Source organism: Desulfobacter vibrioformis DSM 8776 (genome assembly GCF_000745975.1).
GTDB classification, from domain to species: Bacteria; Desulfobacterota; Desulfobacteria; order Desulfobacterales; family Desulfobacteraceae; genus Desulfobacter; species Desulfobacter vibrioformis.
In genome coordinates this window covers 1-16,353 of record NZ_JQKJ01000010.1, presented here as the reverse complement: position 1 = coordinate 16,353, position 16,353 = coordinate 1, and the positions used below count along the sequence as shown (strand labels likewise).

Annotated in this window: 11 protein-coding genes and 1 pseudogene; 5 read left to right on the top strand and 7 right to left on the bottom strand. The window is 49.8% G+C overall.

The features are described from left to right. Position 1 precedes the first annotated feature (1 nt). From nifH to Q366_RS07505, 3 genes are all read right to left on the bottom strand, one after another. Positions 2-826 carry a nitrogenase iron protein gene (gene nifH, locus Q366_RS07520; protein WP_035237762.1) on the bottom strand — a complete coding sequence of 275 codons (825 nt, stop codon included), beginning with the start codon at positions 824-826 and terminating at the stop codon, positions 2-4. Between the two features lie 450 nt (positions 827-1,276). After that, positions 1,277-1,744 (bottom strand): GNAT family N-acetyltransferase, encoded by a 468-nt coding sequence (locus Q366_RS07515; RefSeq protein ID WP_035237760.1) that lies wholly within the window; start codon positions 1,742-1,744, stop codon positions 1,277-1,279. Between the two features lie 305 nt (positions 1,745-2,049). Beyond that, positions 2,050-2,970: an HD-GYP domain-containing protein gene (locus Q366_RS07505; RefSeq protein WP_035237757.1), complete on the bottom strand. Its 921-nt coding sequence runs from the start codon at positions 2,968-2,970 to the stop codon at positions 2,050-2,052. 223 nt (positions 2,971-3,193) lie between these two features. Here Q366_RS07505 and clpB point away from each other — a divergent pair, with 223 nt between their 5' ends. After that, positions 3,194-5,791 carry an ATP-dependent chaperone ClpB gene (clpB, locus tag Q366_RS07500; RefSeq protein WP_035237755.1) on the top strand — a complete coding sequence of 866 codons (2,598 nt, stop codon included), beginning with the start codon at positions 3,194-3,196 and terminating at the stop codon, positions 5,789-5,791. 160 nt (positions 5,792-5,951) lie between these two features. Here the strand turns inward: clpB and Q366_RS07495 are convergent, their stop codons facing one another. Continuing rightward, positions 5,952-7,160: a hypothetical protein gene (locus tag Q366_RS07495; protein ID WP_035237754.1), complete on the bottom strand. Its 1,209-nt coding sequence runs from the start codon at positions 7,158-7,160 to the stop codon at positions 5,952-5,954. 505 nt (positions 7,161-7,665) lie between these two features. Here Q366_RS07495 and Q366_RS07490 point away from each other — a divergent pair. The 3 genes from Q366_RS07490 to Q366_RS07480 are packed head-to-tail and all read left to right on the top strand — an operon-like array spanning position 7,666 to position 13,360. Further along, on the top strand, positions 7,666-9,042 hold the full coding sequence (locus Q366_RS07490) for a TolC family protein (RefSeq protein WP_051957890.1): 1,377 nt from the start codon (positions 7,666-7,668) through the stop codon (positions 9,040-9,042). A 34-nt stretch (positions 9,043-9,076) separates the two neighbouring features. Continuing rightward, entirely contained in the window at positions 9,077-10,093 is a 1,017-nt protein-coding gene (locus Q366_RS07485; RefSeq protein WP_035237752.1) for an efflux RND transporter periplasmic adaptor subunit, read from the top strand. A gap of 9 nt (positions 10,094-10,102) precedes the next feature. Next, positions 10,103-13,360 (top strand): efflux RND transporter permease subunit, encoded by a 3,258-nt coding sequence (locus Q366_RS07480; protein ID WP_035237750.1) that lies wholly within the window; start codon positions 10,103-10,105, stop codon positions 13,358-13,360. 295 nt (positions 13,361-13,655) lie between these two features. On the opposite strand, the gene Q366_RS07470 is transcribed toward Q366_RS07480, so the two are convergent. Continuing rightward, entirely contained in the window at positions 13,656-13,961 is a 306-nt protein-coding gene (locus Q366_RS07470) for a nucleotidyltransferase family protein (RefSeq protein ID WP_035237747.1), read from the bottom strand. 274 nt (positions 13,962-14,235) lie between these two features. Between Q366_RS07470 and Q366_RS07465 the strand changes: the two genes are divergently transcribed. Then, positions 14,236-14,418 carry a hypothetical protein gene (locus Q366_RS07465; protein ID WP_035237745.1) on the top strand — a complete coding sequence of 61 codons (183 nt, stop codon included), beginning with the start codon at positions 14,236-14,238 and terminating at the stop codon, positions 14,416-14,418. A 14-nt stretch (positions 14,419-14,432) separates the two neighbouring features. Here the strand turns inward: Q366_RS07465 and Q366_RS07460 are convergent, their stop codons facing one another. Together Q366_RS07460 and Q366_RS21535 are read right to left on the bottom strand one after the other, a co-directional pair. Then, the gene (locus Q366_RS07460; protein ID WP_035237743.1) at positions 14,433-15,821 is read right to left on the bottom strand and encodes a sensor histidine kinase; all 1,389 of its coding nucleotides are present in this window, start codon (positions 15,819-15,821) and stop codon (positions 14,433-14,435) included. A gap of 224 nt (positions 15,822-16,045) precedes the next feature. After that, positions 16,046-16,353: pseudogene (locus Q366_RS21535) on the bottom strand (IS4 family transposase); the annotation flags it as partial.

Genomic DNA, 16,353 nt, shown 5'->3' with positions numbered 1-16,353 from the left:
GTTACGCAGCGATCCCGTATTTAATGAGCAGGGCCTCCAGTTCTTCAATCTCAAGGGGCGTCGGGATGACAAACATTTCATTTTCATCAACTTTTCTGGCCAGGGCCCGGTATTCATCTGCCTGGGGGTGATCCGGTGCAAAATCAATTACCGTTTTTCTGTTGATCTCAGCCTGCTGAACCATGTTGTGCCTGGGGACAAAGTGAATCATCTGGGTGCCCAGTCTCTTGGCCAGCTGCAGAATCATCTCCTCTTCGTTGTCGACCTGACGGGAATTGCAGATCAGGCCGCCGAGACGTACGCCGCCGGACTGGGCAAATTTTACGATACCCTTGCAGATGTTGTTGGCCGCGTACATGGCCATCATCTCGCCGGATACGACAATGTAGATCTCCTGGGCTTTGCCTTCACGGATAGGCATGGCAAAACCGCCGCAGACAACGTCGCCCAGAACATCATAAAATACATAATCCAGATTCTGGGCCTCGTCATAGGCACCCAGCTGTTCCAGCAGGTTGATGGAGGTGATGATCCCGCGTCCGGCGCAGCCGACACCAGGTTCCGGCCCGCCTGATTCCGTACACAGAACCCCGCCGTATCCTTCTTTTCTGACATCTTCGAGTTCAACATCTTCACCTTCTTCTCTCAGGGTGTCCAGAACGGTTTTCTGGGCCAGTCCGTTGAGCATGAGCCTTGTAGAGTCAGACTTGGGATCACACCCCACGATCATAATTTTTTTGCCGGCCTCCACCAATCCTGCTACCGTATTCTGGGTTGTAGTGGATTTCCCGATGCCGCCTTTTCCGTAGATTGCTACCTTTCTCATTGTTTTCTTAAGCTCCTTAATTAAGGTTTTGTTGTTTTGAGCAGGCACATAACCTGTCGATCGTCGTAATGCCAACAAATGCAACGGGTGTTCCATCGGAATCTTGGATGAATGGCAAAAAATCTAACTTGTTTGAATTACAAATTGTTTTAAATAAAAAAAAATTTTTATTTATGTCAGCATAAATGGAGAAGTGTTTTAATATTACAAATATGGAATATATATAGATCCAAATATGTAATATTTTATTTACTAATAGATTATTATTCATTGAATGAATTCTTGCAGCTATTAAATGGAAGGGGTTTGAAAATTTAAAAGAATGTGCGGGATATCTGCAAATAATGCCTTCTCAATGGGGTTATAATTATAAACGCCAAAAATGTAATTTTTTATCCGGCATCCATTTTTTCTGACAGATATGCGAAGAAGATCTTCGGGTTTAAGGTATTACATGGGATCTTGACCCATGGATTTGACCAGGCAGACCAATGCGGTGCGTTTCCACGCTTTTTTATCATAAAAATCAAGCCCTTTATGGTTATCTTTGTCTGCGAGCAGGGAGATGGATTTTATCCCTTTGTTTACGGCCCAGCCTTCAATGGCAGACAGCAAAAGACTTGCTATGCCTTTGTTTCTGTATTCACGGTCCACAACCAGGTCTTCCACCACTGCACTGATATTGCCCTGGGCCGTTGAAATCCGGGTCTGGGCTGTGCACATTCCGACAATTGTGTCATTCATCCACGCCACCTTTACGGCTCTGTGCTTTCCGCACCCGTCCAGCATCAGCCGCAGCCCCCGGGTCTGGACTCTGGAATTGAATTCAAAATCCTGTTCTATTTCAAAAAGCTGGGCCAGCAGGGGCAGCATCTGATCAATATCGAGGGGGCGTGCGTCTTTGATGATAATCTCCATAATCTTTTTCTCCTTTTAATTATCCTGTTGATACCTTTTGGGTTTCATCCGCAAAAATTTTGCAAGACATGTTCCAGCCAAGGCAACCGCCTGGGAGAAAGACAGTCAAGAAAAAATACTTTTTCTGTAACAAGAATATAGATTGCGAAAATATAGAAATATAGTCCGGGAGATATCCCAAATAATGATCCACAATTTGCCGGCCTGGCTGGATGTTTTTTTTAAAGATCAGGCGGGACAGGCGGTTTGACAAGATGTACGAAAAATATAGGGCCAACCCGTGGCTGTTATAAAATTTGCGGTCCTTAGCTGCTCAGGCAGGAGCAGAAATTGACAAACATGCGCCTGCTGTATTTGCCTGCGATGACCTCGTTTTTTAAAAGCTGGAGGGAATGAAACGGTTTCTGGGGCGTCCCATGGCGACTGGTGCCCCGGTAGGTCAACGGTTCGTAGCTGATGATCAACCCGATGAGCTGGGCTTCCTCGGATATATTGGTGATACCCTTGGGATAGCCTGAACCATCCAGTTTTTCATGATGCTCCAGGGCCACCGTGGCAATTTCCGGTTCAAACGAGGCGCTGTTTTTAATGGTGCGGTATCCCTTTACCGTATGGCTCTGATGTCCCTTGAACTGGGTGTCTGATAATTGGGTCTTGGTGTTGTAAATTTCCGGGGGAAGTTTTGTGCAGCCGATGTCATGGAGAATGGCACTGACCCCGAGCTTTTTGACTTCTGCTTCGGAATAGTGGTGGAATATGCAGAACTGCATGGTTAAGAACAAAATATTTACAGTGTGGTCCGCCAGCTGGTCTGAATAACTGGAAAGTTTTGCAAGGGATTTCACCAGAATTTTATTTTCGCTGTAACCCTGGAACAGGATCTCCAAGGTCTCCGGCAGCATTTTGCCTGAAACATTCAGCGGACCTTCCAGGGCTTCCTGGACAATGGTGCTCAACGCCTGCTTTATGTAAACATATCCCTGGGAGAAAATGGTTTCCGACAAATAGGCGTTCATTGTTTTGTAAAGGGCTTTGGAGGCTTTTCCCCTGTCAGATGCGCGGATAAAAAGTTCCGGAAACTGACCGTTCCTGATCCGGGGATCTTTAAGCGGTTCGCCCTCTTTTTTATAAAGCAGCGGTTCATTTTCTTTTGAAAAATAGAACAGGGGAAAATCTTTGAACAACGGGATCTGGGATCTTTTAACAGGAATGAAGTCTTTGTTCATTTTCTTTAAATTGCGTTGCGATTAATGGTGTTATTGTTCAAATAAAATGGTAGCATTTTTTTTATTCAAATAGCATAGTATAATGATGTTTTGCAAATTCATAAATTTAATGTGCCTGTTGATTCTCTGGGTATTTTATTTGAGATAGATGTTGACGGGTATAAAAATGCCATTACTTTTAGGCTGTAATAAATAAAAAGTAATATGTATCTGGAGGTGCATTATGAATTTTGATAAATTGACGGTGAAATCCCAGGAATTGTTCCAGCAGGCCCACACGCTTGCGGTTGAAAAGGGTCAGCAGGCCATTGAGCCCGTCCACTTTCTGGGGGCCATGCTGGCCGATTCCCAGGGCATTGCTGTATCCATATTCAATAAAATAGGTGTCAATCCCGGTGATGTGGTACAGCTCGTGTCATCTGCCCTGGACAATATGGTCAAGGTGTCCGGGGGACAGCCCTATCTGTCCGAAGCCGGACGGAAAATGCTGGATCTGGCCTTTAAGGAGGCCGCAAAGATGAAGGATCAGTATGTCAGCCTTGAGCATATATTGATCAGCCTAACCCAGGGCCGGGACAAGGCGGGCGAAATCCTTACGGGGCTGGGCGTTAAAAGAGACGTGATCCTGTCCGTACTCAAGGATATCCGGGGTAACCAGCGGGTGACTGACCAGAATCCCGAAGATAAGTACCAATCTTTGGAAAAATTCGGAAAAGACCTGACTGATCTGGCACGCCAGGGTAAACTGGACCCGGTTATTGGGCGGGATGAGGAGATCCGGCGAATCGTTCAGGTATTGTCCCGGCGCCGGAAAAACAATCCTGTGCTCATTGGCGAGCCGGGGGTCGGCAAAACCGCCATTGTGGAAGGCCTGGCCCAGCGGATTGTGGAAGGCGATGTGTCCGAAACCCTGAAAAACCGGCGGGTCATTGCCCTGGATATGGGGGCAATGCTTGCCGGGGCAAAATTCCGGGGCGAATTTGAGGACCGTCTCAAAGCGGTATTAAAAGAGGTTGAGGCTGCCGAGGGGGAAATTGTTCTCTTCATTGACGAGTTGCATACGGTGGTGGGGGCAGGTGCTGCCGAGGGATCCGTGGATGCCTCCAATATGCTTAAACCGGCCCTGGCCCGGGGCAGTCTGCGCTGTGTGGGGGCCACCACCCTGGACGAGTACAGAAAATATATTGAAAAGGATGCAGCTCTGGAGCGGCGTTTCCAGCCGGTCATGGCCAAGGAACCCACGGTGGAAGACACCATCTCCATCCTCAGGGGGCTGAAGGAAAAATACGAGGTGCACCACGGCATCCGGATCAAGGACTCCGCCCTGGTGGCGGCCGCCACCCTGTCCCACCGGTACATTGCCGACCGGTTTCTGCCGGACAAGGCCATTGACCTGATTGATGAGTGCGCATCCAAGCTTCGTATCGAAATAGACTCCATGCCCCGGGCCATTGACGAGATCCAGCGGCGGCTGACCCAGGCGGCCATTGAGCGCCAGGCCCTGATCAAGGAAAAGGACAAAGCCTCCAGGGAGCGTCTCGAACACCTGGAGAAAAATATTGCAACCATGGAAGAGGAGATCCGGCCCTTGAAGCTGCACTGGGATAATGAGAAATCCATTATCCGGGAGATCTCAGGGCTCAGGGAGGATATTGACCGGTTCCAGACCGAGGCCCAGCTTGCCGAGCGTGCCGGGGACCTTGCAAAGGTGGCCCAGATCAGGTACGGCACCATTGCGGATCTGAACAGAAAAATTGAGGAGAAAAAGCTCAGTCTTGCAAGTCTGCAGCAGACCTGCAAGATGCTTAAAGAAGATGTGGAAGAGACGGATGTGGCTGAGGTGGTCTCCACCTGGACCGGCATCCCCGTATCCAAGATGCTCCAGGGTGAGCAGGAAAAACTGATCGCCATGGAATCGTATATTGCCAAACGGGTGATCGGCCAGGAAAAGGCCATTGATGCGGTTTCCAATGCTGTGCGGCGGGCCAGGTCCGGTTTGCAGCCCGAAGACCGGCCCATTGGTACCTTTATCTTCATGGGACCCACGGGTGTGGGTAAAACCGAACTGGCCAAATCCCTGGCCGAGTTCATGTTTGATTCTAAGGACGCCATGGTGCGGCTGGATATGTCCGAGTACATGGAAAAGCACAGTGTGGCCCGTCTCATCGGTGCCCCTCCCGGCTATGTGGGATATGACCAGGGTGGCTACCTCACCGAGGCGGTGCGGCGCAGGCCCTATAGTGTTATTCTGTTCGACGAGATTGAAAAGGCCCACCCGGACGTGTTCAACATCCTGCTCCAGGCCCTGGACGACGGCCGGATGACCGATGGCCATGGCCGGACCGTGGATTTCAGGAACACCATCATCATCATGACATCCAATATCGGGTCCAGAATACTGCTTGAAGCGGGGAATGGCGCGTCGGCCGAAGCGGTGGAACAGGCGGTGCAGCAGGCCCTTAAAGCCGCATTCAGGCCGGAATTTTTGAACCGGATTGATGAGATCATCACCTTCCATGCCCTGGAACGCGAGCATATCATGGACATTGCCGCCATCCAGATTGCGGCCCTGAACCGGCGGCTGGCCGCCAGGAACCTGGCTGTTCATCTGGATGATGACGCCATGGCCTTTTTGGCGCAAAAGGGTTATGATCCCGGGTTTGGGGCCCGTCCGCTCAAACGTGTGATCCAGCAGGAAATCGAAAATCCGCTGTCCTTGGCATTGCTTAAAGGGGAGTATCTGGAAGGAGAGACTGTGTCCTTCCGCCTTGACAAAGAAAAAGACCGGCTTGTTCCCGGTCATGGCCCAACACGTATCTAGGCCATGGGATAGCCCGGTCTGTTAGAAAAATATCCCCCTGGGACCTGCATATGAAATTTTTGTCGGCCCCGGGGGGATATTGTTATATTTAACTAATCGTTATCTAAGCTTGTATTAAAAAACAATGATACTGTGCCGGTTGTCCGCCAGTGGTGGCTTGTTATCCCGACGGGATACCAAGGGTAAAGACCAAAAGGCAAACCAGGGCCAGCAACCCAAAAAGCCAAAGGCGCCTTGACCTGTTGGCAAGTGTCTTGTTCTGCCAGGCAACAATCCATGCAACCCCGCATTGCAGCATATAATAAAGCGCAAATGCCCTTGAGGCATAGGCAATAATTTCATTGACATTGGTTGCCCAGGTGAGTGCCACGGTGACGATAATGACTAAAAGGTAAGTGGTTCGTATGGAAAGCTTGCCGTGGATGATATCCTGGATTAATCCGCCGGCACCTGAGGTATCTGCCACAGAAGCACTGAATTGGCTTCCAATGGCGGCAACGGAAAGCAGCAGTGGCAGTACAGATGCCACAGGCTTTGACATGCTGATGATTGCCGTTACATCCGATCCAAGATTTTTGTGAAACAGTATGGTTGCCAGAGCAATGAAGGTCAGATAAATGCCTGTGGAGATCAACTGGGCAGCCCGCATGGTGCTGATTCGTTGGTCTGCTGTATGTTCCTTTCCAAGATAGCGGGAGGTTTCAAATCCCTGCACAACAATTAGAAGCCCGAGCAGCACTCTTAAATCATGAAAATTGATCGCAGATGAAATCCCAGGCAGTTCCCAGAGTCCGCCTGCAGCCCGCTGAAAATTATAAATGCCCAGGCCGGCTAAAAGAGCGCCGATCATCCCAAGATTTAAGGCAATGGCATATTTTTCAACTTTTTCCAGTTCATCCAGCCCCCGCCACATCCCGATTCCCCCGATGGTCACCAGAAGTGCTGTGGTGATGCCGTTGGCCGCAAATTCGTTTTTAATACCCAAGCTGTTTAGAAGAAAGGCTGACAGCAATTGCAGGTAATAGGTGATTGAGATGAAATACGCACAGGTTAGTACAATCCTGGAGAAAAAAGCCACGCCTTGTGCGAAACCGCGCCCATGGGTTTCAATGGGTTCAAAATGACGGATATTGAACCGGATGGCCTCACCCACAAGAAATGCCAGGGCAAGAAGCAGTGCCATGCATATCACAGCCAGGTTGCCGACGGTCCCGGCCAGAAGCGGTGCGCTGATCAAAAAACCGCTTCCCATGATTGATGCCAGAGGCGTGACCGTGGCTTTCCAATTTGAAGATTGAGACAGATGTTTGGAAAAGGCAAAGTAACTGCCTAAAATCAAAGCAATAATAATAATAGTGCCATTTAACAAGGGGTTATATCCAATCCGTCTATTCGATGGTTTTATAAAAAAGCTTTAAAATAAAGGTATTATGGAATAAAATTAATCATAACACCATATTAAAGTTTATCGTTTTGACGGGTGCGTTGGCAGAAAAGCACTGACGGTGACATGGGCGGGTTGTATGGGCGTTTCCGTGAAACCGGTATCGGATGATACATAAGTGTTTTCTGTCTCAGGTTGAATACATATTTCTTTGTTTGCAGGTGGTTAAATGAAAATAACGAACCATTAAAGAACGATTTTTTTTATATTTTAACTACAAATATTACAATAAGCGTTTAATATCAGTAAAAAATGGATAAAAACTGATTATGATAAATTACTATGGTATAGTATCTGCTTAAAAACGATACAATAAAAAGTACGGGGAAATGCGGCAATTAAATTGGATTCGGAAATGCATGCCTGTTCTTTTTCAGTTCAGGTATAAATGTAACAAATTTAACATGGCAAAGATGATTTAGGCGGTATTATGAAGACATGGATTTTTAATTACAGAAAAAGTTGTAACGGGTTCGGGATCGCTGCTGTCCGTATGATTATGGCAATTTGTTTATGCTGCACGATGTCCCATGTGCCCCTGTCTTTTGCCCAGGACACTGTACCGGAGGTGTGGACAGGACCTGAAGCGGTCCGGTTTGCCCTGCAGAATAATCCCGACGCACAGATTGCGCTGAAGCGAATTGCCGCATCCGCAGCCGCCATAAAAGAAGCCAGCGCAGCCTTCTATCCTCAATTGGGAGCCCAGGCAGGATATTCGCGCACCAACAACCCCATGTATTCATTTGGAAATATTCTTAACCAGGGGGTGTTTTCCAACAGTATTGATTTTAACAACCCCGGCGAAACCGATGATCTTCAGTTTATGCTTGGGCTGACATACCGCATATATAACGGCGGGCGAAGCCAGGCCGGCGTGGATGCTGCCAATGCCCGGAAAAAAGCGGCCATGCTCCAGGAAAAAGCCGTTAAAAACAGCCTTGGCTTTGCCGTGGTAAAATCCTTTTTTAACATTGTCCAGGCCAAGGGGAATGTCAGCGCAAGGCAAGCGGCGGTTCAGGCCATTGACGCATCAATACAGGCGGCCAGGGCCCGGTTTGAGGAAGGGGATCTGCTCAAACAGGAGCTGTTGAACCTGGAGGTACAGCAGTCCCTTGCCAGTGAAGATTTGATTCAGGCACAGCATGGTCTTGCCCTTTCAAAACAAAGTCTTTTGAATGTGCTGGGGCTGACCGGAAACCAGGTGGACATCAACCTTGACCAGACCCCTTTACAGCCTGTGCCCACACAGCCTGATTTTAAAGACAGGTCGGAAATCTTGGCCATGCAGTTTCTGATTCAGGCAAGGCAGGCCGGACTTCGCCAGGCCAAAAGTGGATATTACCCCACGGCCGATGCCTTTGGTTCCTATCAGGTGGACAAGGGGTTTGAGATAGGCAGCGGCTCCGGCGACTCATGGATGGCCGGAATCCGCGTCAATATGACGCTGTTTGACGGAAAACAGACAGATGCCAGGGTTCAACAGGCCAGCATCGCACTGGCCCAGGAAAAGGATGAACTTCGGAAAATGGAGCTGGCCTATGCCCTGGAAATCCGGCAGGCTGTTTTGACTCTTGACCAGACAGACAAACGGTGCCGGGTAACCGAAAAGATGGTGGCATCTGCCCAGGCGTCTGCCTGCCTTTTCCGGGAACGATTCAAGGCAGGGCTTGTGCTTTCTTCGGAATTGATTGATGCGGAAAACCGGCTGACAGAAGCCCAGGTCCGCCACACACTGGCCAATGCGGAACACCGCATCGCAGTTGCCAATTTAAGACGGGCCTGCGGATTACTGCAATATTCCGAATAATAATAATAACATTTTTAAGGCAATGGGTATTACAATGAAAATTCGTACACACCTTCTGTTTGTTCTGATGATGATCCTGGTCCCGGGCGTTGGTGCCCGGGCACAGGAGACATCCCCTGCGCTGCCTGTTGCAGCGGTGCAGACTTCCACAGTAATTGAGCAGACCGTACCCACACTTGTGGAGGTTGTGGGAACCCTGCAGGCTGTTGAACGTGCGGCCATTGCCGCCAAAGTGACGGGTGTCGTGACTCAAGTGCCCGTGGTTCTGGGCTCTCGTGTAAACAAAGGCGACCTACTGGTTAAAATCAGTGCCCGGGAAATCGAGGCCCAGCTTAATCAGGCCCAGGCCCGGCTCAATCAGGCCGAGCGCAATCTTTCCCGGGAACAGAAACTTTTAAAAAAAAATGCCACCACGGCTGAAACCGTCAAATCCATGCAGGATCAGTATGCAGTGGCAAAGGCAGCGGTGCAGGGGGCCCGGACCATGCTTGGTTATGTCACCATCACCGCGCCGTTTTCCGGCGTGATCACGGCGAAAAATGTACATGCCGGGGATCTGGCCACACCCGGCACGGTGCTGCTGCGCATTGAAAATGATCAGAACATGCAGGCGGTGTGTGCCGTACCCGAAAGCCTGGTGCTGCAGGTTGCACCGGGCCAGACACTTACGGTCACCATCCCCACGGCCGGACTGACCATCAACGGTACCGTGGCCCAGGTGGCCCCTTCGGCTGATCCTGTCTCCCGGACAGCACCGGTCACCATTGATCTTTTGTTCAACGAGAAATTGCGCACCGGGCAGTTTGCCCGGGTCAAGCTGCCCGGACAGGCCAGGACATCCCTGTTTGTGCCAGACAGCACCGTGTTACCCAAGGGACAGATGGAACGTGTCTTTGTGGCTGCCGGCAACAAAGCCCATCTTCGCCTGGTACGAACCGGCATGCGCCAGGACGGACTCACGGAGATTGTGGCTGGTCTGAATCCCGGTGAAACGGTTATTTTCAAAAACAATGAACATCTCGTGGACGGACAGCCCATAAAAACGGAATAGAGAAATCCCATGAACGAACAACAGTCTCCCGAACATAAGGGGTTTGCCGGCTGGTTGGCCGCGACCTTTGTTGAATCCAAACTGACTTTGATTGGCATTATTGCCTCGCTTCTGCTCGGGGTCATGGCCATTACCCTGCTGCCCAGGGAAGAGGAACCCCAGATTAAAGTGCCGATGATTGATGTCATGGTTGCCATGCCCGGGGCGAGTGCCAAAGAGGTGGAACAGCGTTTAAGCATCCCCATGGAAAAGCTGCTCTATGAACTGCCCGGCGTGGAGTATATCTACTCCACTTCCATGCCGGGTAAAAGTATGCTGGTGGTCCGTTTCTATGTGGGCCAGGATCTGGAAACTTCCATTGTCCGGCTGAACCAGAAGCTGCAAACCAATTTTGACCGGATTCCCCACGGCGTGTCCATGCCCATGATCAAGCCGCATACCATTGACGATGTGCCGATTCTGGCGTTGACCTTTCATTCCAAAACCTATGACCATTTTATGCTGCGCAGGCTGGCCGCCCAGGTGGATGATGAGGTGAAATCCATTTTTGAGGTCTCTGAAACCAAATTGATTGGCGGAACCCGCCGCCAGGTGCGTGTGCTGTTTGATCCGTTGCAGCTGGCGGCCCGGAATCTGACGCCTTTTGATCTGATCAATCACCTTACCGAGGCCAACCGCCGGTCGTTTTCAGGGGTCACCCAGGCCAATAACCGGGAAATGCTGATCCAGACCGGCACCTTCCTGGAAAGCGCCGAAGATATCGGCAATATCGTCATCGGTGTTTACAGCGGCAATCCGGTTTACCTGCACCAGGTGGCAAAAATTATTGACGGCCCCCAGGAGCCTGACTCTTATGTATTGTTCGGCAGCAAGGACCGCCATGATCCCGAAGCAGCTGTCACCCTTTCCGTGGCCAAACGGCCCGGTGCCAATGCCGTTGATGTGGTGAAAAAAGTTTTAACCCGGGTGGACCAGCTTAAAGGCAGCCTGATTCCCGGCGATGTGGACGTTACCGTGACCCGGGACTATGGGGAGACCGCGGCTGAAAAATCCAATGAACTGCTTTTGCACATGGGTATTGCCGTGTTCGGGGTGGCCCTGCTCATCCTGATTTTTCTGGGATGGCGGGAGTCCATGATCGTCATGCTGGCCATCCCTTCCACCTTGTCCCTGACCCTGCTGCTTTTCTATTTACACGGCTATACCCTGAACCGGATCACCCTGTTCGCCCTGATTTTTTCCATCGGCATTCTGGTGGATGATGCCATTGTGGTGGTGGAAAATATTGTCAGACACATGCGGCTGCCGGAGAACCGGTCCCGTTCCTTCAAAGATATTGCCATCATTGCGGTGAGCGAGGTGGGCAATCCAACGGTTCTGGCCACATGGGCCGTGATTGCCGCGATTTTACCCATGGCTTTTGTGGGCGGTCTCATGGGACCGTACATGCGCCCCATCCCGGTGGGGGCGTCGGCTGCCATGGTCTTTTCCCTGATTATTGCGTTTACCATTACCCCCTGGGCTGCCACCCATATTTTAAAACGCAAACAAGCGGCAGCAGGAGACACCGGGGTAATAGAGGAAGGCCATGATCCGGACCATGCCCCGGATGATCCGTTTACCCGGTTTTATCACCATATCATGGATCCGCTGCTGGCCCACGGTGGCTGGCGTATCCTGTTTTTCTGTATCATCATTGCCATGCTGTTGGGGTCTTGTGCCATGGTTGTGTTGGGCCTGGTGAAAGTGAAGATGCTGCCCTTTGACAATAAGTCTGAATTTCAGGTGATTCTGGACATGCCCGAAGGCGGCACCCTGGAGCAGACTACGCAGGTGGCCATGGAGATGGCCCAGGTGATCAAACAGGAACCGGATGTCACTGATTATCAGATTTACGCAGGCACGGCCTCCCCGTATAATTTCAACGGTCTGGTCCGGCATTATTTCATGCGGTCGGGTCCTGATGTGGCAGACATTCAGGTCAACCTGGCATCCAAACAGGATCGTGACCGGCAAAGCCATGAAATTGCCAAAAAGGTGCGTCCGGCCTTGGCGGCCATTGCCCAAAAATACGGGGCCACCATTGCGGTTGCCGAAGTGCCCCCGGGTCCGCCGGTCCTCCAGACCCTGGTTGCCGAGGTCTACGGCCCCAACCAGGCCTCGCGCCTGGCTTTGGCCAAAAAGGTCAAACAGATTTTTGCCCGGACAGATGGTGTGGTGGATATTGACTGGTACAGGCAGACAGACCGCGAAAAGACCATTATCACGGTGGACAAGGAAAAAGCCGCGCTGCACGGCATCAGTGAAGGCGACATTACCCAGGCTGTGAATATGGGGCTTTCCGGATTGTCCGTGGACCTGTTCCACCAGCCCCGGGACAAGGAAGAGATCAATATTGTATTTGAACTTCCCAAAGCTGAACGCGCCCGGATTGATTCTATCCTGAACATCGGGCTGCGCAATCCGCGCAATCCGGCATCGGTCCTGACGCCCTTGCGTGAACTGGTGACCCTGGGCCGGGCACCCGTGGACCAGCCCATCTACCGGAAGAACCTGAAGCCGGTGATTTACGTGACAGGTGATGTGGCAGGCGCGGCAGAGAGTCCGGTGTACCCCATCCTTGAGATGAATAAAGCGCTTGGGAAGCTGTCTGGCAGGGATTTTGGCGGAAGCCTGGACCATGTGGCTGTATATAACCTGAAGCAGCCGTTTAACCCGTCCGAGCCCTCCATCAAATGGGACGGGGAGTGGCATATTACCCTGGAGGTGTTCCGGGATCTGGGCCTGGCGTTTTGCGTGGTCATGGTGCTTATATATATGCTCATGGTGGGCTGGTTTAAAAGCTATGTCACGCCGCTGGTGGTGATGGCGGCCATTCCGTTTTCTTTGATCGGCATCCTGCCCGCGCATTGGGCACTCGGGGCATTTTTTACCGCCACCTCAATGATCGGATTTATGGCAGGTGCAGGGATTGTGGTGAGGAATTCCATTATTCTGGTGGATTTTATCGAACTGCGCCGAAGCCATGGTCTGCCCCTGGCCGAGGCTGTTGTGGAAGCCGGTGCCATCCGGTTCCGGCCCATGCTGCTGACAGCCCTGGCGGTTGTTGTGGGCGCTTCGGTGATCCTGGCAGACCCGATTTTCCAGGGTCTGGCCATTTCACTGATGTTTGGTGAGATTGCCTCCCTGCTGATTTCCAGAATGGCGGTGCCGGTTCTGTATTACATGGCCCAGAAGAAAACCCCGGGTAACGCGGATATCTCTTGACGTCAGTATTAAAACCATGAAGCGCACGAAGTACATGAAGAATGGACTTCTTCATGCTCTTCATGTACTTCATGGTAAAAAATCAAGCCCAGCCGGTAGGGTGGGCACGTTTTTTGTGCCCACCGCTGGAGGATATGGTGGGCACCGCACAATTGTGTGCTGGTCAAATTTATAATTGCTGATTCCTGCATCGGAAATAAGAAAATCATCGGGCTCAAAGATATCTCCGGATCGTCTCTCAATACGGTGTGCGGCCGTTAGAATTTGGCTGAGTATTTCATCTACAAGTTCCGTATCAAACATAAACAGCCTCTGAATCAATACGCTTTTTTAAAAACGCATTCATTTTGTCACGATAATGGATAATATCAACTTTTGTCTGGTAATCGTTCTCAAGTTCTTCTTTAATATGAACCATGTAAAAAAGATCAGGTTTGACCATCTTCACCACAACATCCACATCACTTCCAGGTCCGCTCTTTCCATTTGCAAAAGAACCAAAAACACCTATGGCACTGATTCCGAATTTTTTTTCAAATATTGATTTTCGTTCCTTGAGCACGTTGAGTACTTCATCAAGACTCAGATTTTTTTCCCTCATATTTATCCCCTTTATACCCATCAATTCGATGGGGTTTTCCGGTTTGTACAATTGATCATTATCCAGGACAAAAAAATTAAAACCGCCGCACTAATAATTTGTATTGTACCATTTTTTTTAATATCCACAACTACTGTGGTCTGTCCCTCATTTTTTTTAAAACCAAAGCAATTATCTGGCACATAAATTGTATATTCTATTTTCAATTAAGCCTGTTTTGTTTGAAGCCGGCTTAACCAGCGCTTGACCATCACCCTATAACAAGGAGAGAATCATGACTGAAAAGAAAACAAAGAACCACAGAATCAAAGGCATCTGCCCGCAGTGCGGATGCAGCCATTTATCAACCATGACCGAAGAAGAGATCAAAGAGAAATATCCTGATCTTGAAAATGCCACAATGGAATGTTCAGAGTGCCTGGCCTCCATGGACTTAGGCTTCGAAGAAATTGATTAATAAGGGCGTTGACTCTATATGAACGCGGCCTGATACAAATCTGTCCCGGAATTGACGGGACGGTCCGAATTTGTCCGAACCGGGAATGAAGCCGTGATACAGCAGCCTTTTTCCGGTTCGGATGCCACGGAAAAATCGCCCTGTTCCGTGGCGCACCGGACCTGCATGGCGGTCAGGCCCCGGCCTTTTTGGATCTTGGACAACTCAAATCCCTTGCCGTCATCCTTGATGGTCAGGCAGACAATATTGCCATGGTCGTTGATCCGGATGGAAATTTGATCCGGCTGCCCGTGGCTCAGGGCATTATTGGCAGCTTCCTGGACAATTCTGAAAATCGGTATGTGGAGTCTTTTGGGAATCCCTTCATCATTGGCCGGTACATCAAGCCGGATGTCCGTATTTTTGCCGATCTCGTCACAAAACCATTCCAGGGTGGTGGCAAGGCCGAATTCCTCCAGCATGACCGGCTGCATTTTTTTCAGTATTTGTTTGATTTCAGCCTGTATCTGATCCAGGTAAAAGGAAATTTTTCCAATGATATGATTATCGGTATTTTCATTTTTAAGTACAGCCAGATGAAGTTTGATACCGGTTACAATCTGGCTGATTTCTTCATTGAGCTGGCGCCCCACCCATGCCTGTTCCCTGTCCGTGATATCAAATACGGTCTTCCGGGTTTTGGTCAGGCTTTCCAGGCGGTCCAGCATGGCATTGAACGATATTAAAAGCGCATCCATTTCATGGCCGTTGTCTTTTACCGCCACCCGGTGGGCCAGGTTGCCCTGCCTGACAACGGCAGTGGAATGCAGGAGCTTGTGCACCGGTGTCATGATGCCCGACCAGAGCGTCAGGGTCCAGAAAACCAGCAAAATGCACCAGGTGCCAACACTGACAATTAAAAAAGTTCTCTGTTGCCCCCGGACCTTCTGGACATGGGCGTAGCTTTCAACCAGAAGCCCCTGGGTGAGGGAAGACATTGAATGAAGATACGTGGTCAGGTTCTGGATCCGGAACTGTATTGCCCGGTTAAAGCTGTCCCGGCTGCCCAGGGCGAATACATCTTCACAGGTCTGCATATACCCCTTCAGAATCAGGTTCAACTGAATCATTTCAACGCGCATTTTATCCACCGCGGCGTCGCCCTGGGGAAAACTTGAGACAAGGGTTTCCAGCCCATCCATTTTCCACTGCCACTGCAGGCGGGTGCGCGGGATGCCGGCCCGGTTGACATCGGCTGCCAGCCGGTTCAGTTGAAACACCTCATTCACAATTAAGGTAATGGTTTTACTTGCAGACAGGGCGTTGTCTATTTCGTGTTCCGTATAAACAAGACCGCTTCCCGTGATAATGAGAACAAGAATGACACTTGCCGCCAAAGCGATCAGATTTGTTTTTAATTTCATGATTTCCCCTCACCAAGACACTTGACTTATTGAAAATTTTTGAATTTATTGGGCTTTACGGATTATTAACGGACTTTACAGCCAGGGCACGGAACCCGGCATTACCTGTGGTTTTGTCCTGATCAGCAGTGTTTGCAAAGCCATTTGATACATTGAATAAAAACCAGAATTGAAAAGGTAAGATAAATCGGAGTAGCTTGTCCCATGACCTCAATGTCATAAAGTTAACGGCAAGGTTTTAAATTCATATGATGCTCCCTTTTGGCAACTTTATGTTTTCGTTCAAATTTACGCCCAGGTCTAATCGGTTCTGTTGCTCCCATAAAAAGTGTATGAATTTGCTGGATTAGCTGTTCAATTATTTCACGAGGTCTTTCAAAAAGTAAAAAGAGTGTATCTTTGGATTTTGAAATTGCCTGTGTCATATTCAATTGATGTTCGTGCTTTTTTTTATCATCCTTTTTCTCTATTACATCTTGAGCAGGTGATGCTAATATCCATGTAAGATTTTTTGCCAGGACTTTCGCATGAA